The following is a 20,180-nucleotide window of genomic DNA, read 5'->3' as shown; positions in this document are numbered from 1 at the left end:
CGTGCGGCAAATTCAATCCGGCGCCGGATTTCTATCGCCGGATCATTAATCAGCGATCAAACGCATCCCACTCGGGAGCAAAATCCGGACTGACCTGACGCTCGCGTTTCGACAGCGCGGCGATCACTGCGCGGTCTTCATCATCCAGTTCAACCTGCAGCGATGCGAGATTCGCCAGTTGATTGGCCCGGCTGCTGGCTTTGGGAATCGCTGCGACATTGGGCTGATCGAGCAGCCATTTCAGTGCGACCTGAGTCGGCAGCACGCCGTGCTTTTCGGCGATCTGTTGAATCTGCGGGATGTCCGAGACCTTGTTGCGCGCCAGCGGGGTGTAAGCCGTCAGTGCCAGGTTGTGTCGACGGGCGTAATCGAGCAGGGCATTTTGGCCGAGCAGGACGTGGTACTCGACCTGAATCGCTGACAGATCAATCCCATATTCCTCGACGACTTTGCGCAGCAACGGCAGCGGAAAATTCGCCACGCCGATGTTGCGTGCCAGCCCCTGTTCTTTGAACGAGGCCAATGTATCGAGGGTACGTGGCAGGTCCCAGTCGGTGGTCGGCCAATGGATCATGAACAAGTCGACGTAGTCGCTGCGCAACGCGGTAAGGCTGCGGTCCATGGAGTGGCGCATCGCGTCGGGTTGCAGCTGATCCCACCAGACCTTGGTGGTGACGTGAATCTGTTGGCGTGGTGTCGGCGTATTCGCCAGTGCTTGTCCGACAGCGTCTTCATTGTTGTAGGCCGCCGCCGTGTCGATGTGTCGATAACCCAGTTCCAGCGCTTGCTCCACGGCGCGGGTGCACTCGTCGCCGAGCATCGGCCAGGTGCCGAGGCCGAGTTTCGGCATGTTCAAGCCTTGGGTATTAACGATGTGCTGCATGGTCGATCTCCTGTTCGAAAGCAGTCATGCCGGCAATATGCCGGGCGGCGATGTAACCGAAAGTCAGCGCCGGGCCGAGGTTGATGCCGCCCGCCGGGTAGTGGCCGCCCATGATGCTGGCCATGTCGCCCCCCGCTGCGTAGAGGCCAGTGATCGGCTGTTGGTGGGCGTCCAGCACTTGCGCGTGCGGGTTGACCTTGAGTCCGGCGAAGGTGCCGAAGCATCCGGGTTGGACTTTCACGGCGTAGAACGGGCCGGTGTCTATTGGGGCAACGCAGGGGTTGGGAAGGTTCGCCGGATCACCCTGCTTGCGGTTGTAGGGTGTTGTGCCACGCCCGAACAGCGGGTCCTCGCCACGGCGGGCATGGCGGTTGTAATCGTCGACGGTGTGGCGCAATCCGCTCGGGTCGATCCCGCAGACGAGGGCCAATTCTTCAACGCTGTTGCCACTTTTCAGATAGCCGCTGCGGATAAATTCTGACACCGGCAGCGGAAACGGCCGCGATATGCCCAAGCCATAACGCCGTTGAAAGGCATGGGTGCAGATCAGCCAGGAGGCGACTTCTTCACCTTCTGGTGCTGCGGCGACCATGGCACTGACGTAGTCGTAGTAACCGTTGGCTTCGTTGACGAACCGTTGGCCGTTTCGCAGCACGCCGATGATCCCGGGTTTACCGCGCTCAATGATGTGTGGGAAATGGCCGATGCTGCCGTCGGAATGTGGCACTTGTGATACCGGTGCCCACGCCACGGGCGAAGCCACATCGGTATTGATTCGTGCGCCGACGCTCTCGCCCAGGCGCAAGCCATCTCCATTTACCGCCAGAGGCGGTAGCGCCCAATGTTCATGGCCGGTCGGTGTGCGTGGGAACAACGCTTTGCGCCGCTCGATATCATTGGCAAAACCGCCAGCGGCGAGTACCACAGCTTTGCGTGCATGAATGCGGATCGAGCCTTTGCCTGTTTTGACCACAGCGCCCGAGACGCGTGAGCCATCACGCAGCAACGCTGTCACGGGTGCCGACTCCCAGAGCAGAACGCCAAGGTCTTCGGCGGACTTCGCCAGCCTTGCCACCAGCGCCACGCCGTTGACCAATTGCATGGCCCGGCCATGGACCGCGAGGTCCAGCAAATGTCGGGTAAAGCGCCGGGTGACATGCCACGCGGCTTTCAGTGAACGAGTCAGATTAAGGAACGCCGACAGATCGGCACCAGCCATGATCGGCATGCCCATAAAGGACGTTTCGCGCATCGTTGGACGAAGGCGCTTGAGCAAGCGTCCGGCCTTGCGTCCATCGTAAGGCGCAGCGATGACCGATCGGCCACCGGTGCCGGCGCCCGGGGTGTCGCCATGAATGTCGGCAATGGCATTGCCATCGGCAAATTGCAGCGCGGTGTTCTGCTCGAAAAACGCGACCATGCGCGGCCCCGCTTCAAGGAAGGCGTCGATCATCGCCGGTTCAAAGTGCTCGCCCAGTTCATGGCGCAAATAGGTGCGCGGTTGTTCGATGTCTTCGACGATCCCGGCCCGACGGGCCAGCGGATTGCACGGCACCCATGCCCAGCCCCCGGACCAGGCCGTGGCGCCACCGAACACCGGATCCTTTTCGACGACGATGACTTTCAAGCCGTGCCATGCGGCGGTCACGGCGGCCGATAAACCGGCGGCACCGGAACCGACGATCAACACGTCGCAGTCGATATCAGGGTGTTCGGCAGACATCAAACAACGCTCCAACAGTGAATTATTTTTGGAATCTGATTCCGGAAAATAACCATCGCCTTGGCCACTCGACAAGTTTTGAGTGCACAAAGCGGGCGGTTATCGAACGCACGGTTCCAGATTTCGCTTTACGGCCGATGTCTTCTAGAATCGGCGAAATTTCCTTTGGATGTCCCCATGGCCGGCAGTCAAATCGAACGGGTTTTCAGCGTGCTGGAAAGCCTCACCAGTGATCCACGCGGGCTGCCCATGCAGACCCTGGCCGAGCAACTGGATATCCCCAAAAGTGCGACGCACCGCTTGCTCGCCGAGCTGATTCGCTTGGGCTACGTGCGCCAGAACGCGGAAACATTGCGCTATCACCTGTCAACCAAACTGGTTGCGATGGGCTTCCAGTATTTGTCGAGCAGCGGTGCCGATATCGTCCAGCCGGTGCTCGACCGACTGGCGCAGGAAACCGGCGAACTGGTGCGTCTGGGGGTGATCGACGGTGAGCGCCAGACCTGGATCGCCAAGGCACAAGGCGCGCGCACCGGTCTGCGTTATGACCCGGACATGGGCCGTGATGCGCCGCTGTTCTACACCGCGTCCGGGCATGCGTGGCTGGCGTGCATGAGCGACGCCGAAGCGCTGTCGATGGTCGAGCGCCAAGCGGCGGAGGTGCCGGTGGGCGTCGGGCCGAATGCGCCACGTTCCAATATTGAGTTGCTGGAGCGGCTTCGTCTGGCGCGCGAGCAGGGCTATGCCTGTGTCGAGGAGAGTTCGGCGGTGGGGACCTCGGCGATTGCCGCGGTGGTCAGGCATCCAACGGATGGGCGGGTGATTGGCGTGCTGAGTATCGCCGGGCCGAGTGCGCGGATGCCGGGGGCGCGGTTGCATGAGCTGGCGCCGTTATTGCTGAAGTTTACCGAGGAAATGTCGGCGGCGAGTCTGGCTTCCGAATTGTTTATCTGATTCGCCGCCAATCCCCTGTATGAGCTGCCAAAGGCTGCGATCTTTTGATCTTGTCTTTCAATGGGAAAATCAAAAGATCGCAGCCTTCGGCATCTCCTGCATGGATATTCATTTGGCGCGAAGTTGTGCGGTGTTCGCACGGTTTTATGATTCTCGGCTGTTTGATTCTGGAACTCGGTTCTAAATTGTTGCTGGAGTGTTTTCCCACAACAATCACAAGAGGACCGCGCCTTGAATTCGCCCCTTCGAATCGCCCTGATCGGCGCTGGCAACATGGGCCAGCAACATTATCGGCATCTACAAACCCTCAGCGAAGCGACGCTGTGTGCGGTGGCGGATCCTGGGCCGCAAGCAGCAGGGCTTGCGGCCGAATGGGGCGTAAGGCATTTCGCGGATCATCGTCAGATGCTGGAGCAAATCCGGCCAGACGCAGTCATCGTCGCCAATCCGAACAATCAACATGTCAGCACGGCGCTCGATTGTCTGGCGGCGGGTGTAGCGGTTCTGCTGGAAAAACCGGTGGGTGTGCATCTGGACGAAGCGCGTGAGCTGGTCGCTGCGGTTAAACGCAGCGGCGTGCCGGTGCTGGTTGGCCATCATCGGCGCCACAATCCGTTGATCGTTCGCGCCCATGAGTTGGTGCAGAGCGGGGCGCTTGGGCGGCTGACCACGGTGACCGCGCTGTTCCAGTTGCGCAAACCGGACAGCTATTTCGAGATCCCGTGGCGCCGCGAACCGGGCGCCGGGATGTTGCTGACCAACCTGATTCACGACCTCGACCTGCTACGGCATCTGTGCGGTGAAGTGCGCTCGGTGCAAGCGATCACCGACAACAGCGTGCGCGGTTTTGCCAATGAAGACAGCGCGGCGGTGCTGCTGCAATTCGAAGGTGGCACGCTGGGTACGCTGAGCGGGTCCGATGCAGTAGCAGCGCCATGGAGTTGGGAGCTGGATTCCGGTGAGAACCCGGTGTACCCCCGTCAGGCCGATCAGCCGTGCTACCTGCTGGCCGGGACAGCGGGCGCCTTGAGCATCCCGCAGCTCAAGCGCTGGCATTACGCTGCTGATCAGGTCGATGCCGGTTGGCACGAACCCTTGTTGATGGTCGAAGAGTCCTGCAGCGGTGACGACGCTTTGCGCTTGCAGTTACAGCATTTCGTACGCGTGGCGCGGCGTGAAGTCGAACCGCTGGTCAGTGCGGTCGATGCCGCCCGCACCCTGGCGCTGGTCGAAGCGATCCGCGAGGCCGCCGCCACCGGCCGCGCCTGCGCCCCTGCACTGATTGAGGCTTGAACATGAACGAACGAATCCTGTCTCTGGCCAGCCTCACCGTGTTGGAGTTGTCGCCACCGCAAATGGTCGAAGTGGCCGCGCGTGCCGGTTACAGCCATGTCGGCCTGCGTCTGGAACCGGCGACGCCCGAGGAGTATCACTTCCCGTTGGTCGCCGATGCTGAATTGCGCCGACAGACGTTGCAGCGGCTGCGCGATACCGGCATCCGTGTGCTCGATGTGGAAATCCTGCGGTTGAAGCCGCAAACCGTCGTCGCCGATTTCGAGAAACTGCTTACGGTCGGTGCGGAATTTGGCGCTAGCGAATTGCTGGTCGCCGGTAACGATCCTGACGAGCAGCGGCTCAGCGATAACTTGGCGGCGCTTTGCGATCTGGCCGCGCCTTACGGGTTGTACCCGCATCTGGAGTTCATGCCCTGGACCGATGCGCGCAACCTCGAACAAGCGCTGCGAATTGTCGAACACGCTGATCGGGAAAACGCCGCGGTGCTGGTCGATGCGTTCCACTTTGATCGTTCGGCGTCTCGCTTGGAGGATCTGGCTGAAGTGCCGGCGTCGCGCCTGCGTTATGCGCAATTATGTGATGTCGCGGGGCCGAGGCCATCAGACATGGCCGAGATCTTGCGTCAGGCGCGCAACGAGCGGCGGTTTCCCGGCGAGGGTGATTGCGATCTGCTCGGGTTGCTGCGAGCGCTGCCGACTAATATTCCATTGAGTCTGGAAATTCCTACGGTAAAACTGCTGGAGCAGGGCGTGGGCGGATTGGAGCGAGCGCAGATGGCGATCGACAGGACGCGGGAATTGTTGGCGCGACTGTGAGTCTTTTTTGTGGCGAGGGAGCGTGCTCCCGCTGGACTGCGTAGCCGTCCCGAATCGGTAACCGCTGCGCGATCCCCTTCGCCGCCGTATTGTTTTTCAAACAGAGATAACCAATGACCGTCAGCACCCCGCTCTCCGGTGTCAACCAACCCTTCAAAGGGATCTTGCTGATTGTCGTGGCAACCTTCCTGTTCTCCAGCCACGACGCATTATCGAAATACCTGTCCGGTTTTTATCCGATCGTGATGGTGGTCTGGGCGCGCTATCTGGTGCACACCTTACTGATGGCGGGGATTTTTCTGCCGCAGTCCGGGTTGCGCGTCCTGCGCACCAAGAAGCCGCTATGGCAGTTGGTCCGGGCACTCTGCCTGCTCGGCACTAGCCTGTTTTTCACCACGGCGTTGCTGTACATCCCGTTGGCGGAAGCCACGGCGGTCAACTTTCTCGCGCCGGTTTTGGTGACAGCCTTGTCCGTGCCGCTGCTCAAAGAGCGGGTGACGCGCGGTCAATGGATCGCGGTGATCTGCGGTTTTATCGGCGTGCTGATCATCATCCATCCCGGCGGTGAGTTGTTCACCCCGGCAGTGTTGCTGCCGTTCTGTTCGGCGCTGTTTTTCTGTTTCTATCAACTGCTGACCCGCAAGCTGGCCGAGGTGGATAGCCCGACCACCAGCAATTTTTTCGCCGGGTTGTGCAACACGTTGGTGATGAGTGCACTGGTGCCGTTCTTCTGGCAGGTGCCGACGTTGACCCATGCCGGGCTGATGCTGGCGCTGGGCAGTTGCGGAATGACCGCGCATTTGTTTCTGACCCAGGCGTTTCGCCATGCCGCGCCGGCGCTGCTGGCGCCGTTCGGTTATTGCCAGATCGTGTTTGCCGGGTTGTTGGGCTGGTTGCTGTTCAATCACACGCCAAGTCTGTTGACGGTGATCGGCATTGCGGTGATCTGTTGCAGTGGACTGGCGGCAGCGTGGCAACAGAGCAGAAAACATCAACCCGTGTAGGAGCTGACGAGTGAAACGAGGCTGCGATCTTTTGATCTTCAAAATCAAGATCAAAAGATCGCAGCGTGCCGCAGCTCCTACAAGGGAGTGGTGTGTAGGCAGGTTACTCGGTGACGGTAGGGATTTTGCGCGGTGCCATGAAGTACATCCACGTCAGCGCAATGAAGTACATCGCCGGAATCATGGTGAACAACACGGTGTAGTTGTTGTTGGTCACGGTGAGGATGTGGCCGACGATCTGGGTCATGAACATCCCGCCGATCGCTGCGCACATGCCGCCGAAACCGAACACGGTGCTCATCATGTGCTTGGGCGTGTAGTCCATCACCAGGCTCCAGATGTTCGCCGTCCACGCCTGATGCGCGCCGATCGCCAGAGAAATCGCGGCCACTGCCACCCAAAGATTGGCAGAACCGGCGGCCATAACCACACCGATGATGCAGCAGGCAAACAGGAACATCGAGAGCAGCCGCGCCTTGATCGAGTTCATCCCGCGACCGATGAGGAACGAAGACAGGATGCCGCCACCGACGCTACCGAAGTCGGCCGTGACGTAGATGATGATCAGCGGAATACCCATCTGGGTAACGTTGATGCCCAGGTTGTATTGCTGATTGAGGAACGGCGGCAGCCAGTACAGGTAGAACCAGAACACCGGCGCGGTCAGCGAGTAGGCGAGGGCGAAGGCCCAGGTGCCGCGCATCCGCAGGATTTTCGAGAACGGCACGCGGGCCTGTTCCGGTTCGACTTCTTGCTGGATGTAGTCCAGCTCGGACTGTTTCACGCTCGGGTGATCTTCCGGGTTGAAGTACTTCAAGCCCCAGAACAGCAACCAGATCCCGCCCAGCGCCGCCATGCACAGGAATGCCGCTTGCCAGCCCCAGACATGCAGGACCAGTGGCAGCAGCATCGGCGTGAACATCGCACCGACGTTGGTGCCGGCGTTGAAGATGCCGGTGGCGACCGCACGTTCGCCGGCCGGGAACCACAGACGCGTGGTTTTCACGCAGGCCGGGTAGTTGGCCGCTTCAGTCAAACCGAGGATAAAGCGGCAGACCATAAAGCCAACGGCTGAGGTTGCCAGACCATGAGCGCCGGTAGCCAGGCTCCAGAGCAGCACGGCGCAGAAGAACACGCGCTTGACGCCGACCCGGTCGATCAAGCGACCTTGCAGGACGAAACCGATCGCGTAGCCGACCTGAAACCAGAAGTTGATGTTGGCGTAATCCATCGCCGTCCAGCTCATTTCCTTGGCGAGGATCGGCTGCATGACGCCGAGGGCGGCGCGGTCAATGTAGTTCAGGGTAGTGGCGAAAAACACCAGCGCCAGCATGCCCCAACGGGTTTTGCCGACGGCCATGGCGCCGCGGATCTTGTCGCCAATGCCACCCGTGGCAGTGCTCATGGCCGGAGCCATGCGGGAAGTCTGTGAAGGAATCATGTGTTCCACCCGTTTTTGGATTTGTTATTTGGTGTGCTTGTTACTTGCACGCTGCGACCGGTGGTTCAGATCCGGACTCAATGTGCGGTCGATGTTGGGCAGTGGACGAAAAATCGTCAATTCGCCAAACCGCCATTGTGTTCGATAATCGCACGCAAAACTAACCGGGTAGTACACTTTAAATTGCTGCCGGAAAGGATGCAGCCAATAATTTCCCTACGATAAAAAAACCATCCCGTGTAGGAGCTGCCGCAGGCTGCGATCTTTTGATTTTGCTTTTCCGAGAATCAGATCAAACCATCGCAGCGTTCGGCAGCTCCTACATTGAAGATAAGAACGGCGCAGTCCGGGAGTTGAAACATGCAGCGTTCCATTGCCACCGTCTCCTTGAGCGGCACCCTGCCGGAAAAACTCGAAGCCATCGCCGCCGCCGGGTTCGACGGGGTGGAAATTTTCGAAAACGACCTCCTGTACTACGACGGCAGTCCGCGGGAAATTAAACAGATGTGCGCCGACCTCGGCATCGCCATCACCCTGTTTCAGCCGTTCCGCGATTTCGAAGGCTGCCGCCGCGATCGGCTGGCGCGCAATCTCGAGCGGGCCGAGCGCAAGTTCGACCTGATGCAGGAACTGGGCACCGACCTGGTGCTGGTCTGCAGTAACGCTTCTGCTGACAGTGTCGGTGATCAGCAAATCCTCGTCGATGACCTGCGCCTGCTGGCTGAGCATGCTGGCGCGCGCGGTTTGCGCATCGGTTACGAGGCGCTGGCCTGGGGCCGGCATGTGAACACTTATCAACAGGTCTGGGACATCGTGCGTCAGGCCGATCACCCGAGCCTCGGCGTGTTGCTCGACAGCTTTCATACCTTGTCGCTGAAGGGCGATCCGCGCGCAATCGCCGACATTCCCGGCGACAAGATCTTCTTCGTGCAAATGGCCGACGCGCCGATCCTGGCCATGGATGTACTGGAGTGGAGCCGGCATTTCCGCTGCTTCCCGGGGCAAGGCGAATTCGATCTGCCGGGCTTCCTCGCGCCGATCATCCAGAGTGGCTACACCGGGCCACTGTCGCTGGAAATCTTCAACGACGGCTTCCGCGCCGCACCGCCACGGGCCAATGCTGCGGACGGTTTGCGCTCGCTGCTGTACCTGGAAGAGAAAACCCGCCAACGCCTGGAGCAGGAAGCCCAGCCTGTGGCCAACCGCGAAATCCTGTTCGAAACACCGAAAGCCAGCGAGTACAACGGCATCGAGTTTCTCGAGTTTGCCGTCGACGAAGCACTCGGCGCGAAACTCAGCCATTGGCTGGAGCGCCTCGGTTTCGTCAAGGCCGGGCAGCATCGCTCCAAGAGCGTGAGCCTGTTGCGTCAGGGCGACATCAATCTGATCCTCAACTCCGAACCGTATTCATTCGCTCACAGCTTCTTCGAGGCTCACGGCCCGTCGCTGTGCGCGACGGCTGTGCGGGTCAAGGACAGCGCCAGTGCATTGGCCCGCGCCGTCGCTTACAGAGGTCAACCGTATCGCGGACTGGTCGGCCCCAACGAGCTGGAACTGGCAGCGGTGCGCGCGCCGGATGGCAGCCTGATTTATCTGGTGGATGAACAAGCCGACGTTTATGGCACCGACTTCAATCTGCTGGCAGATGCTCCGGCCCGTGGCGGTCTGAAACGCATCGACCACATGGCCATGGCGTTGCCGGCCGACAGCCTCGACAGTTGGGTGCTGTTCTATAAAAGTCTGCTGGATTTCGAGGCGGATGACGAAGTGGTGTTGCCCGACCCATACGGTCTGGTGAAGAGCCGCGCCTTGCGTAGCCGCGATAGTTCGATCCGCTTGCCGCTGAATATTTCCGAGAACCGCAACACCGCCATTTCCCACGCGCTGTCGAGTTATCGCGGTTCCGGTGTGCACCACATCGCCTTCGATTGTGACGACATCTTCGCCGAAGTCAGTCGCGCCAAAGAAGCCGGCGTGCCGCTGCTGGATATCCCGCTCAACTATTACGATGACCTCGCTGCGCGCTTCGATTTCGACGATGAGTTTCTCAGTGAGCTGGCGTATTTCAACGTGCTCTACGACCGTGATGCGCAGGGCGGCGAGCTGTTTCACGTCTACACCGAACCGTTTGAAGGGCGTTTCTTCTTCGAGATCATCCAGCGCAAGAACGGCTATGCCGGTTACGGCGCAGCGAACGTTGCGGTGCGTCTGGCGGCGATGGCCAAATCACGCAGCGGCGCCGTGCGCCAGGCGAAGTTGTAGGAAATTCGTAAACGCGGGAGTAAACACGGGCCGCGTGGCTTCCTTCACTGTGCAGCGCGGCCCATAATCGCCAACCTGTGCAGTGATGGCCGTGAGCCCGCAATGACAATAAATCCAGAACTTTCCGCAGCTCCTGTCGTATCCGCTTTAGAGCCGCGCAAGAGTCGCAAGAACAACCCGGAAAAGACCCGCGAGAACATCTTGCAGGAGGCGATCGTCGAGTTCGTCCAGCAAGGCTTGTCCGGTGCCCGCGTCGACGCGATCGCCGAGCGCATCCACACCTCCAAGCGCATGATCTATTACTACTTCGGCAGTAAGGAGCAGTTGTACGTCGAGGTGCTGGAGAAACTTTACGGCGATATCCGCAGCACCGAAAACCGTCTGCACCTGGCCGAACTGGCGCCGGTCGAGGCGATTCGGCGACTGGTGGAGTTCACCTTCGATCACCACGACCGTAACGTCGATTTCGTGCGCATCGTCAGCATCGAAAACATCCACAACGCCGAATATGTGAAGCGTTCCGACGCGATCAAGGCGATGAACAACACCATCCTCGATTCACTCGGCGAGATTCTGCGTCGTGGTGCTGCTGAAGGGGTTTTCCGTGCGGGGCTGGATGCGCTGGATGTGCATTTGCTGATCAGTTCGTTCTGCTTCTACCGTGTGTCGAACCGGCACACGTTTGGCGAGATTTTTCAGATCGATCTGCCGGATGAAAGCATCAAGCAGCGGCATCGCGAGATGATTTGCGAGTCGGTGTTGCGTTACCTGCAGGCCTGACACATTCCCCTGTGGGAGCGAGCCTGCTCGCGAAAGCGGTGTGTCAGTCAATAGATGTATTGGCTGGCCGTACGCCTTCGCGAGCAGGCTCGCTCCCACAGGGGGAAAGCGTTCAGCCATTCATGCTTTGAAAATGCGCGAGCATCCGCTGCGCATCCGGCGCCACGCCGCTGAACAATTCAAACGCCTTCACCGCCTGAAACACCGCCATATTGCCGCCATCCAGCGTCCGGCAACCCAGCGCTCTCGCGTTGCGCAGCAGTTCGGTTTCCAGCGGGAAGTACACAATCTCCGCCACCCACAATTCCTTGCGCAACAGCTCGACCGGCACCGGCATGCCCGGCAGTTTGGCCATGCCCATCGGCGTGGTGTTGACCAGACCATCGGCCTGATTCAGCGTGCCCGGCAGGTCCCGCCCGGCCACCGCGCGACCTGAGCCGAAATGCTGATTGAGATTGTTCGCCAGACTCTCGGCACGTTCACGATCGACATCAAAAATGCTCAGTTGCTGTACGCCTTCGCTCAACAGTGCGTGGGCCACTGCAGCGCCTGCGCCACCGGCGCCCATCTGGACGACGCGTTCAAGGGCAGCGTCCTTCAGACCGCGGCGAAAACCTTCGGCGAAACCAAGGCAGTCGGTGTTATGGCCGACACGTTTACCGTCCTTCAACACCACCGTGTTCACCGCGCCGATGCCCTTGGCTTCCTCCGACAATTCGTCGAGCAGCGGGATGATGGTCTGCTTGCACGGAAACGTGATGTTCAGTCCGGTGTAGTTCATCCGCTCGGCCGCCAGCAGCAGGTCGGGCAGGGCGGTGCTGTCGATTTTCAGCTGATCGAGATCAATCAGTCGGTACAGGTAACGCATGCCTTGTGCATCACCTTCGTGCTCATGCAGCGCCGGCGTGCGCGAAGCCTGAATGCCGGCGCCGATCAGCCCGGCGAGTATCACCTTAGAGCGAGACATGCGCGTTACCCCTTCAACCGCTGGCTGAAATGCTCCAGCGCCAAGCGATAGCCATGACTGCCAAATCCACACATCACCGCCGTGGCGATCGCCGAGACGAATGAGTGATGACGAAACGGCTCGCGGGCGTGGACGTTGGACAGGTGCACTTCGATCACCGGCAACTCACTGGCTACCAAGGCATCGCGAATCGCCACCGAAGTATGCGTCCACGCGGCCGGATTGATCACGATCCCGGCACAACGGCCACGGGCGGCGTGAATCCAGTCGAGCAGTTCGCCTTCGTGATTGGTCTGGCGAAACTCCACGGCCAAGCCAAACTCTTCGGCGGCGCGACCGCACAACGCCGAGATATCTGCCAGGGTTTCGTGACCGTAAGTCGCCGGCTCGCGAGTGCCGAGCAGGTTCAGGTTCGGGCCGTTGAGCACCAGAACGATAGGGGGCATGAGGGGTAACTCCACTTATTGTTTTTGGCTTTGGCCGAGGGTTTCAGCCTGTGGAGATAAAATGTACTAGATGGTTACATCGGTCAATTAGACGACGTTTACGTCGGCGTATTTTGTTCGGTGATCGCACAAACAAAAATCATCACCCACAAAAAAGCCGTCAATCACGACGGCTTTTTCGTTCCTGCATTAGCAATCAACGGCGGCTCAGCAGCACACCCGATTCCATGTGATGCGTCCACGGGAACTGGTCGAACAACGCGCACTGGGTAATGCGGTGCGTGTCGTGCAACTGGGCGATGTTCGCCGCCAGGGTGTCCGGGTTGCAGGAGATGTACAGGATGTTGTCGAAGCGGCGGGTCAGCTCGCAGGTGTCCGGGTCCATGCCGGCGCGTGGCGGGTCGACGAAGACGGTGCCGAATTCGTAGCTCTTCAGGTCGATACCCTGCAGGCGACGGAACGGGCGCACGTCATTGAGCGCTTCGGTCAGTTCTTCGGCGGACAAGCGCACCAATGTGACGTTATCCACAGCGTTTTCGCTGAGGTTGCTCAGGGCGGCGTTGACCGAGGTCTTGCTGATTTCGGTGGCCAGCACTTTGCGCACGCGCGTGGCGAGCGGCAGGGTGAAGTTGCCATTGCCGCAATACAGCTCCAGCAAATCATCGCTGCGATCGCCCAGTGCTTCGTACGCCCAGTTGAGCATCTTCTGGTTCACCGTGCCGTTAGGCTGGGTGAACGCGCCTTCTGGTTGGCGATAGCTGAAGGTGCGGCCGCCGACCTCAAGTTTCTCGACCACGTAATCGAGGCCCAGCACTTCGCGTTTACCCTTCGAGCGACCAATGATGCTGACGCCCAGATCTGCCGACAACTGAGTCGCAGCGGCATGCCAGTGGGCATCCAGCGGGCGGTGATAGCACAGGGTGATCATTGCATCGCCGGACAGCGTGGTCAGGAACTCGACCTGAAACAGCTTGTGGCTCAGCGCCGAACTGGCCTGCCATGCCGCCTTCAGTTGCGGCATCAATTGATTGATGCGCAGGCTGGCGATCGGGAACTCTTCGATCAGGATCGGCGTGCGTTTGTCGTCCTGGGAGAACATCGCGTAATGCCGCTCGCCACCCTCGCGCCACAGGCGGAATTCGGCGCGCAGGCGGAAGTTCTGCAGCGGCGAGTCGAACACCGTCGGCTCGGGGGCATCGAACGGCGCCAGCAGGTCACGCAAACGCGTGACCTTGGCTTCAAGTTGCTCGGCGTAAGCCTGGGAATCGAAAGTCATGCGTTGAACCAACCCAACTTGATCACAAACAGAATCGACAGAATCACCAGCGCCGGGTTCAGCTCACGAGCGCGGCCGGACAGCAACTTGATCACGGTCCAGGCGATGAAGCCGAACGCGATGCCGTTGGCGATCGAGTAAGTGAACGGCATGGCCAGCGCGGTGACCACGACCGGCGCGGCGACGGTGATGTCGTCCCAGTCTATTTCCGCCAGGCCCGACATCATCAAGACGGCGACGAACAGCAGCGCCGGTGCCGTGGCGAAAGCCGGAACGCTGGCCGCCAGTGGCGAGAAGAACAACGCCAGCAGGAACAGAATCGCGACGACAACAGCAGTCAGACCGGTACGGCCGCCAGCACTCACGCCCGCAGCGGACTCGATGTAGCTGGTGGTGGTCGAGGTGCCCAGCAGCGAACCGGCCATGGCCGCGGTGCTGTCGGCGATCAGCGCACGACCCATTTTCGGCATGTGGCCGTCCTTGCCCATCAGGCCGGCGCGCTTGGCGACGCCGATCAGGGTGCCGGAGTTGTCGAACAGGTCGACGAACAGGAAGGCGAAAATCACGCTGACCAGACCAATGTCCAGTGCGCCTTTGATGTCTAGTTGCATGAAGGTCGGGGCCAGCGAAGGTGGCATCGACGTCACGCCGTTGAACGCGGTGAAGCCAAAGGCGATGGAAGTGATGGTCACCGCTAGAATGCCAATCAACACCGCACCACGCACTTTCAGCGCTTCGAGGGCAACGATCAGGGCGAAACCGAGGGTGGCAAGGATCGGTGCCGGCGCTCTCAGCTCACCGAGGCCGACCATGGTCGCCGGGTTGCTGACCACGATACCGGCGTTGTGCAGGGCGATCAGAGCCAGGAACAGGCCGATACCGGCGGCAATCGCCGAGCGCAGTGGCAGCGGAATGCTGTTGATGATCCATTCACGGATGCGGAAGATCGACAGCAGGAAGAAGCACACCGCCGAGATGAATACCGCGCCTAACGCCACTTGCCACGTGTGGCCCATGTGCAGAACCACAGTGTAAGTGAAGAAGGCGTTCAGACCCATGCCCGGAGCGAGGGCAATCGGATAGTTGGCGATCAGGCCCATGATCGTCGAACCGATCGCGGCGGCCAGGCAGGTGGCGACAAACACCGCGCCTTTGTCCATGCCGGTCTCGCCGAGGATGCTCGGGTTGACGAACAGAATGTAGGCCATGGCCAAGAAAGTCGTGATGCCCGCCAGAATCTCGGTGCGCACGTTGGTGTTGTGTGCCTTGAGTTGAAACAGCCTTTCCAGCATGTCTGCTCCCCGTGGCGCGCGTGGCGCCGTGAATGTATCGACCTCAACAGCAAAGCACAGACCGTCGTAAGCGCCTGAAAAATTGTGGTGGGCCGGAAAAAGCCGCGCATCATACCAGCAGCGTGAGGAATATGGCGGTTGTTGGTGTCGATCGTCGGCGAAGTTTTGCGTTGAAGGCAACTGCGCCATACTGCGCGCTGATTTTTTCGGGGCGGGAAGGGTATGAGCAGGTGCTGGATAAAGGTTTCGGGTTTGATTGCAGCGCTGCTGGCCGTGGCTCCGGTAGCGTCGGCGGCCTCGGCGGCGCCGTTGACCCAAGTGAAAGTGATCAAGGTGCAATCGCCGGCCTGTGGCCTGGAAGACATTGGTGATGGGCAGACGCAGACCCAATGCAATCATAGTGGGCCGAGCATCAAGGTCTATGTACTGGAAGTCGGATACGGCCAGAGTCAGCCGCATGCCACGCTGGATGGCTTCGAAGTGAACGGTACCCGAGCGCCGGTCTGTGCCTTTGATAATGGCAACCTGACCGAGTGCACCCCGGGCCGCAACACCGTCGGGTCTCTTTATACCTTTGATCTGGCGGGCAAGCAGGAAGGCACCTTCAGCTTCAGCAACACCTCGATCAATGCGCCACGCAACACGATGTCGACCCAGCTTTACATCAAGTAACGGCTGTCTGCGAACAGGGCCGGACAAAGCTGACTACGCTTGGAAGATCACCCAGCGGATAACGCCCATGACCTTTAGAGCCCTGATTACCCTCGCCGAGGGCATCGATGATCTGCAAAGTGTGACCCTGATCGACGTGCTGCGCAGGGCCGGTATCGAAGTGGTGGCGGCCAGTATTGAAGGGCGACGTATGCTCACCTGCGCGCGTGGCACGCGCCTGACCGCCGACGGCATGCTGGTCGATGTACTGGCGCAAACCTTCGACCTGATCGTCTTGCCCGGCGGCGCCGTCGGCTCACAACACCTGGCGGCGCATCAACCGCTGCAACAGTTGCTCAAGGATCAGGCCAGCGCCGGACGCCTGTTCGCCGCCATCGCCGAATCCCCGGCCATCGCCCTGCAAACCTTTGGCGTGCTGCGCCAGCGGCGCATGACCTGTTTGCCCGGCGTCAGTCATCAACTCTCGGGCTGTACATTTGTTGATCAACCGGTGGTGGTCGACGGCAACTGCGTCACAGCCCAAGGCTCCAGCGCTGCGCTGGAATTTGCCTTGACGCTGGTCGAGCAACTAGGCGGCAAGGCCTTGCGGGCGCAAGTGGCGGGGGAGTTGTAGTGGCTGGAGGTGTCAGGCGTGGACAGCGATCAGTTCGATAACCGGTTGCTCGCGATGCTCCGCTTGCCACAGATCGTAGTCGGTTTGTACGCCTAGCCACACGCGCGCTTTTCCAATGCCGGCACGCTCAAGGCGCACAGCCAGATCCGGACTGATTGGCGCATGTCCGTGTAATACACGGGAAAGATGCGGGCGTGCGAAGCCAAGGTGCCGGGCCAATTCGGTAACGCTGATTCCTAACTCGGGCAAAACATCCATTAGTAGTGTTTCGCCGGGATGTGGCGGGTTGTGCATGGGCATAAGCCTGCCTCCTGTCAGTGGTAGTCCAGATAATCGACCAGTTCGATATCCGAACCGACAAAACGAAAGATCACTCGCCAGTTGCCTGAAACGCTCAGCGACCAGTACTCCGTCAGTTCACCTTTCAATCGATGCAGGCGCCAACCCGGAAGGTCCAGATCTGCGGGAAGCGTAGCGCGATCCATGAACTGCAGCATGCGCGACAGCCGTTGTGCGTGGTCGGCACGAATCCCGCGAGTCGAACCTGTTTCATAGAAGCCGCGAAGGCCTTTGTGCTGAAAGGATTTGATCATGGGTTCGAGTGTAAGGCGATACATTACACTCAGTGCGGTAACTATGTACCGCACATTTTTAGTCGTCTTGTGCTTTGGAGGTTGTCAGACCTTCGCCTCTTCCGCCGGCACATGCATCCGGTCCCGGTTCGCCAGTGTCGGGAACAACTTGATCCACGTCCCCGTCACCACCAGCGTGCCGATCCCACCCATGACCACCGCTGGCACGGTGCCGAACCAGTGGGCGGTGAGGCCGGATTCGAATTCGCCGAGTTGATTCGAAGCACCGATAAACAGCCCGTTCACCGCGCTGACCCGGCCGCGCATTTCGTCCGGGGTTTCCAGTTGTACGAAGGAGGCACGGATGACCATGCTGATCATGTCCGCTGCGCCAAGCACCACCAACACCGCCAGCGAAAACCAGAACGAAGTCGACAGGCCGAAGGCGATGGTGGCGACGCCGAATACCCCGACCGCCGTGAACATTACCCGGCCAACGTTGCGCTCCACGGCAAATCGCGCGAGGAACAGCGACATTCCCAGTGCGCCGACTGCCGGTGCCGAGCGCAGCAGGCCGAGGCCCCACGGTCCGGTCAGCAGGATGTCCTTGGCGAATACCGGCAGCAACGCCGTGGCCCCGCCGAGCAGTACCGCGAACAAATCCAGCGAAATCGCCCCGAGGATGTCCGGGCGGCTGCGAATGAAGCGAATTCCCGCCAGCAACGAATCCAGCGTCGCTTTGCCTTTGTTTAGCGGCGTTTGCCGCGCGGGCAGGTTGAGCATCAAGGTGCAGGCAATGACATACAGCAGCACGGTCGGGCCATACACCCAGACGCTGCCGAACGCGTAGAGCAAACCGCCCAGCGCCGGGGCGACGATGGTTGCCGACTGCTGCGCCGATTGTGCCGCTGCCACTGCCCGAGGGAATAGCGCACTGGGCACGATGCTCGGCAGCAGTGCCTGAGTGGTCGGCATCTCGAACGAACGCGCCGCGCCGAGCAGGAAGGCGAGGATGAAGATCATCTCGCGGGTGACGTGATCGGTGGCGCTGCCGATGGCCAGCGCCAGGGCGATCAACGCCTGCAGCGACTGACAGATCGCGGCGACTTTGCGTCGGTCATAGCGGTCGGCGACATGCCCGGTGTGCAACATGAACAGCACTCGCGGGGCGAATTCGACCAGGCCGACCAGCCCCAGATCGAGAACGTTGCCGGTCAATTGGTAGAGGTTCCAGCCAATTGCCACGGTGAGCATCTGAAAGCCGCTGGCGGTGAAAATCCGCGCGAACCAGAAAGCGAGAAACGGACGATGGTGACGTAACAGCAGGGGCTCTTGGCTGGGCATCTGAAGGCAGGTCTGGCTCGAGGGGAACCGCGAGGTTATCACCAGTCTGTAACAGGAAGTTGCTAAGACGAAAAATTTAGTTAGCCAGACATCGATTTCCTCAAGCTCGCCGCAAGAAATCCATTGCAGAGCATTGCCACGCCGATGAGGCAACTTGTCACGCGGCAAACGACCACGCAGTTCTTCGTCGGAAATGGGACTACTCTTTCAACGTTGCTTGATCCAGATCAAAACCCTCCCGGGCGATGCTCTGGTGGCCCGTTGGCCAGACTCCCTGCGTTGCGATGGTTGTTTAAAAAGAACGAATCAGAATTCGCCGCACTCCATATCCGTGGGGGCAGTAGGCGCAGGGGCCACAAGCCCAGACGCCGGTATTACCTGACAGAGGAAGACTTATGTTCGGTTTAGAGGCACTCGATCTCGCCCGAATTCAGTTCGCGTTCACCATCTCGTTCCACATCCTGTTCCCGGCCATCACCATCGGCCTGGCGAGTTACCTCGCGGTGCTCGAAGGCTTGTGGCTGAAAACCCATAACGACACCTACCGTGACCTTTACCATTTCTGGTCGAAGATCTTTGCCGTCAACTTCGGCATGGGCGTGGTCTCGGGGCTGGTCATGGCGTACCAGTTCGGCACCAACTGGAGTCGTTTCTCGGACTTCGCCGGCGCCGTCACCGGGCCGTTGCTGACCTATGAAGTGCTTACGGCATTTTTCCTCGAGGCCGGTTTCCTCGGCGTGATGCTGTTTGGCTGGAACAAGGTCGGGCGCGGACTGCACTTCTTTTCCACTGTCATGGTGGCGATCGGTACGCTGATTTCGACGTTCTGGATTCTCGCTTCCAACAGCTGGATGCAGACCCCGCAGGGCTTCGAGATCGTCAACGGTCAAGTCATCCCTACCGACTGGCTGGCAATCATCTTCAACCCTTCATTCCCGTATCGCCTGATGCACATGGCGACGGCAGCGTTCGTCGCCACCGCATTCTTTGTCGGTTCTTCGGCGGCCTGGCACTTGCTGCGCGGCAAGGACAACCCGGCGATCCGCACCATGCTGTCGATGGCGATGTGGATGGCGTTGATCGTCGCACCGATCCAGGCCGTCATCGGCGACTTCCATGGTCTCAACACCCTCAAGCATCAGCCGGCGAAAATCGCCGCGATCGAAGGTCACTGGGAAAACAAAGGCGACGAAGCGACGCCGCTGATCCTGTTCGGCTGGCCGGACATGAAAGAAGAGAAAACCAAGTTCGCCGTGGAGATCCCGTACCTCGGCAGCCTGATCCTGACTCACTCGCTGGATAAACAGGTCCCGGCGCTCAAGGAATTCCCGCCGGAAGACCGGCCGAATTCGACCATTGTGTTCTGGTCGTTCCGGATCATGGTCGGCCTCGGTTTCCTGATGATCTTCACCGGTTTGTGGAGCCTGTGGCTGCGCAAGCGTGACAGCCTCTATACCTCACGTCCGTTCCTTTATCTGGCGTTGTGGATGGGGCCGTCCGGTCTGATCGCGATCCTCGCTGGCTGGTTCACCACGGAAATCGGTCGTCAGCCGTGGGTGGTTTACGGCTTGATGCGCACCGCAGACGCCTCTTCCAACCACAGCTTCATGCAGATGAGCATCACGCTGATCATGTTTGTGGTGGTGTATTTCGCCCTGTTCGGCGCAGGTCTCGGCTACATGATGCGCCTGGTGCGCAAGGGGCCGAAGATCAGCGAAGGCGCCGAGACGCCGGACGGTGGTCCTGGCAAACAGCGCACACCGGCGCGTCCGCTGTCCGCCGCCGACGATTCGGCCGATGCCGATCACGACACCCCCAGCCTGACCAAGGAGAATTGAGC

General features: G+C 60.1%; 19 protein-coding genes. 9 read left to right on the top strand and 10 right to left on the bottom strand.

Annotated features, from left to right (window positions below; genetic code table 11):
- Window positions 1-49 precede the first annotated feature (49 nt).
- Both BK670_RS00565 and BK670_RS00560 read right to left on the bottom strand, forming a co-directional pair.
- Window positions 50-883, bottom strand: coding sequence for an aldo/keto reductase (locus BK670_RS00565; RefSeq protein ID WP_123448213.1), 834 nt, complete (start codon window positions 881-883; stop codon window positions 50-52).
- Entirely contained in the window at window positions 867-2,606 is a 1,740-nt protein-coding gene (locus BK670_RS00560) for an FAD-dependent oxidoreductase (protein ID WP_123448212.1), read from the bottom strand. Before BK670_RS00560 ends, BK670_RS00565 begins: the two co-directional genes overlap by 17 nt.
- A gap of 177 nt (window positions 2,607-2,783) precedes the next feature.
- On the opposite strand from BK670_RS00560, the gene BK670_RS00555 reads away from it, so the two are divergent.
- From BK670_RS00555 to BK670_RS00540, 4 genes are all read left to right on the top strand, one after another.
- On the top strand, window positions 2,784-3,560 hold the full coding sequence (locus BK670_RS00555) for an IclR family transcriptional regulator (protein WP_123448211.1): 777 nt from the start codon (window positions 2,784-2,786) through the stop codon (window positions 3,558-3,560).
- Window positions 3,561-3,791: 231 nt separating this feature from the next.
- Window positions 3,792-4,853: a Gfo/Idh/MocA family protein gene (locus tag BK670_RS00550; protein ID WP_123448210.1), complete on the top strand. Its 1,062-nt coding sequence runs from the start codon at window positions 3,792-3,794 to the stop codon at window positions 4,851-4,853.
- A 2-nt stretch (window positions 4,854-4,855) separates the two neighbouring features.
- Window positions 4,856-5,671 (top strand): sugar phosphate isomerase/epimerase family protein, encoded by an 816-nt coding sequence (locus BK670_RS00545; RefSeq protein WP_123448209.1) that lies wholly within the window; start codon window positions 4,856-4,858, stop codon window positions 5,669-5,671.
- A 113-nt stretch (window positions 5,672-5,784) separates the two neighbouring features.
- Window positions 5,785-6,675, top strand: a complete 891-nt coding sequence (locus BK670_RS00540; protein ID WP_123448208.1) for a DMT family transporter — start codon at window positions 5,785-5,787, stop codon at window positions 6,673-6,675.
- A gap of 103 nt (window positions 6,676-6,778) precedes the next feature.
- Here BK670_RS00540 and BK670_RS00535 read toward each other — a convergent pair whose 3' ends face one another.
- Window positions 6,779-8,116, bottom strand: coding sequence for an MFS transporter (locus BK670_RS00535; protein ID WP_123448207.1), 1,338 nt, complete (start codon window positions 8,114-8,116; stop codon window positions 6,779-6,781).
- A 360-nt stretch (window positions 8,117-8,476) separates the two neighbouring features.
- Here BK670_RS00535 and quiC point away from each other — a divergent pair, with 360 nt between their 5' ends.
- Window positions 8,477-10,378: a 3-dehydroshikimate dehydratase QuiC gene (quiC, locus tag BK670_RS00530; RefSeq protein ID WP_123448206.1), complete on the top strand. Its 1,902-nt coding sequence runs from the start codon at window positions 8,477-8,479 to the stop codon at window positions 10,376-10,378.
- A 102-nt stretch (window positions 10,379-10,480) separates the two neighbouring features.
- Window positions 10,481-11,158 (top strand): TetR/AcrR family transcriptional regulator, encoded by a 678-nt coding sequence (locus BK670_RS00525; protein ID WP_123448205.1) that lies wholly within the window; start codon window positions 10,481-10,483, stop codon window positions 11,156-11,158.
- A gap of 112 nt (window positions 11,159-11,270) precedes the next feature.
- On the opposite strand, the gene BK670_RS00520 is transcribed toward BK670_RS00525, so the two are convergent.
- The 4 genes from BK670_RS00520 to BK670_RS00505 form a co-directional block, all read right to left on the bottom strand.
- Complete coding sequence (locus tag BK670_RS00520) at window positions 11,271-12,125, bottom strand: shikimate dehydrogenase (protein ID WP_123448204.1); 855 nt, start codon at window positions 12,123-12,125, stop codon at window positions 11,271-11,273.
- 5 nt (window positions 12,126-12,130) lie between these two features.
- The gene (gene aroQ, locus BK670_RS00515; protein WP_102899935.1) at window positions 12,131-12,571 is read right to left on the bottom strand and encodes a type II 3-dehydroquinate dehydratase; all 441 of its coding nucleotides are present in this window, start codon (window positions 12,569-12,571) and stop codon (window positions 12,131-12,133) included.
- A 196-nt stretch (window positions 12,572-12,767) separates the two neighbouring features.
- Window positions 12,768-13,847, bottom strand: coding sequence for a tRNA (uridine(54)-C5)-methyltransferase TrmA (gene trmA / locus BK670_RS00510; protein ID WP_123448203.1), 1,080 nt, complete (start codon window positions 13,845-13,847; stop codon window positions 12,768-12,770).
- Window positions 13,844-15,139 carry an NCS2 family permease gene (locus BK670_RS00505; RefSeq protein WP_123448202.1) on the bottom strand — a complete coding sequence of 432 codons (1,296 nt, stop codon included), beginning with the start codon at window positions 15,137-15,139 and terminating at the stop codon, window positions 13,844-13,846. The genes trmA and BK670_RS00505 overlap by 4 nt, the downstream gene beginning before the upstream one ends.
- Window positions 15,140-15,361: 222 nt before the next feature.
- Between BK670_RS00505 and BK670_RS00500 the strand changes: the two genes are divergently transcribed.
- Together BK670_RS00500 and BK670_RS00495 are read left to right on the top strand one after the other, a co-directional pair.
- A complete protein-coding gene (locus BK670_RS00500; RefSeq protein ID WP_123448201.1) occupies window positions 15,362-15,811 on the top strand; it encodes a DUF4879 domain-containing protein in 450 nt (149 codons plus the stop codon).
- Between the two features lie 67 nt (window positions 15,812-15,878).
- The gene (locus tag BK670_RS00495; RefSeq protein WP_123448200.1) at window positions 15,879-16,424 is read left to right on the top strand and encodes a DJ-1 family glyoxalase III; all 546 of its coding nucleotides are present in this window, start codon (window positions 15,879-15,881) and stop codon (window positions 16,422-16,424) included.
- 12 nt (window positions 16,425-16,436) lie between these two features.
- Here BK670_RS00495 and BK670_RS00490 read toward each other — a convergent pair whose 3' ends face one another.
- From BK670_RS00490 to BK670_RS00480, 3 genes are all read right to left on the bottom strand, one after another.
- Entirely contained in the window at window positions 16,437-16,724 is a 288-nt protein-coding gene (locus tag BK670_RS00490) for a HigA family addiction module antitoxin (protein ID WP_095048728.1), read from the bottom strand.
- Between the two features lie 14 nt (window positions 16,725-16,738).
- Complete coding sequence (locus tag BK670_RS00485) at window positions 16,739-17,017, bottom strand: type II toxin-antitoxin system RelE/ParE family toxin (protein WP_123448199.1); 279 nt, start codon at window positions 17,015-17,017, stop codon at window positions 16,739-16,741.
- A gap of 84 nt (window positions 17,018-17,101) precedes the next feature.
- Complete coding sequence (locus BK670_RS00480) at window positions 17,102-18,340, bottom strand: MFS transporter (RefSeq protein ID WP_123448198.1); 1,239 nt, start codon at window positions 18,338-18,340, stop codon at window positions 17,102-17,104.
- A gap of 395 nt (window positions 18,341-18,735) precedes the next feature.
- On the opposite strand from BK670_RS00480, the gene BK670_RS00475 reads away from it, so the two are divergent.
- A complete protein-coding gene (locus BK670_RS00475) occupies window positions 18,736-20,178 on the top strand; it encodes a cytochrome ubiquinol oxidase subunit I (RefSeq protein ID WP_123448197.1) in 1,443 nt (480 codons plus the stop codon).
- Window positions 20,179-20,180 lie beyond the last annotated feature (2 nt).

Source organism: Pseudomonas fluorescens, assembly GCF_003732425.1.
Classification (GTDB): domain Bacteria; phylum Pseudomonadota; class Gammaproteobacteria; order Pseudomonadales; family Pseudomonadaceae; genus Aquipseudomonas; species Aquipseudomonas fluorescens_BE.
The sequence above is the reverse complement of the archived record's forward strand: the minus strand, read 5'-3'. Positions and strand labels throughout refer to the sequence as shown.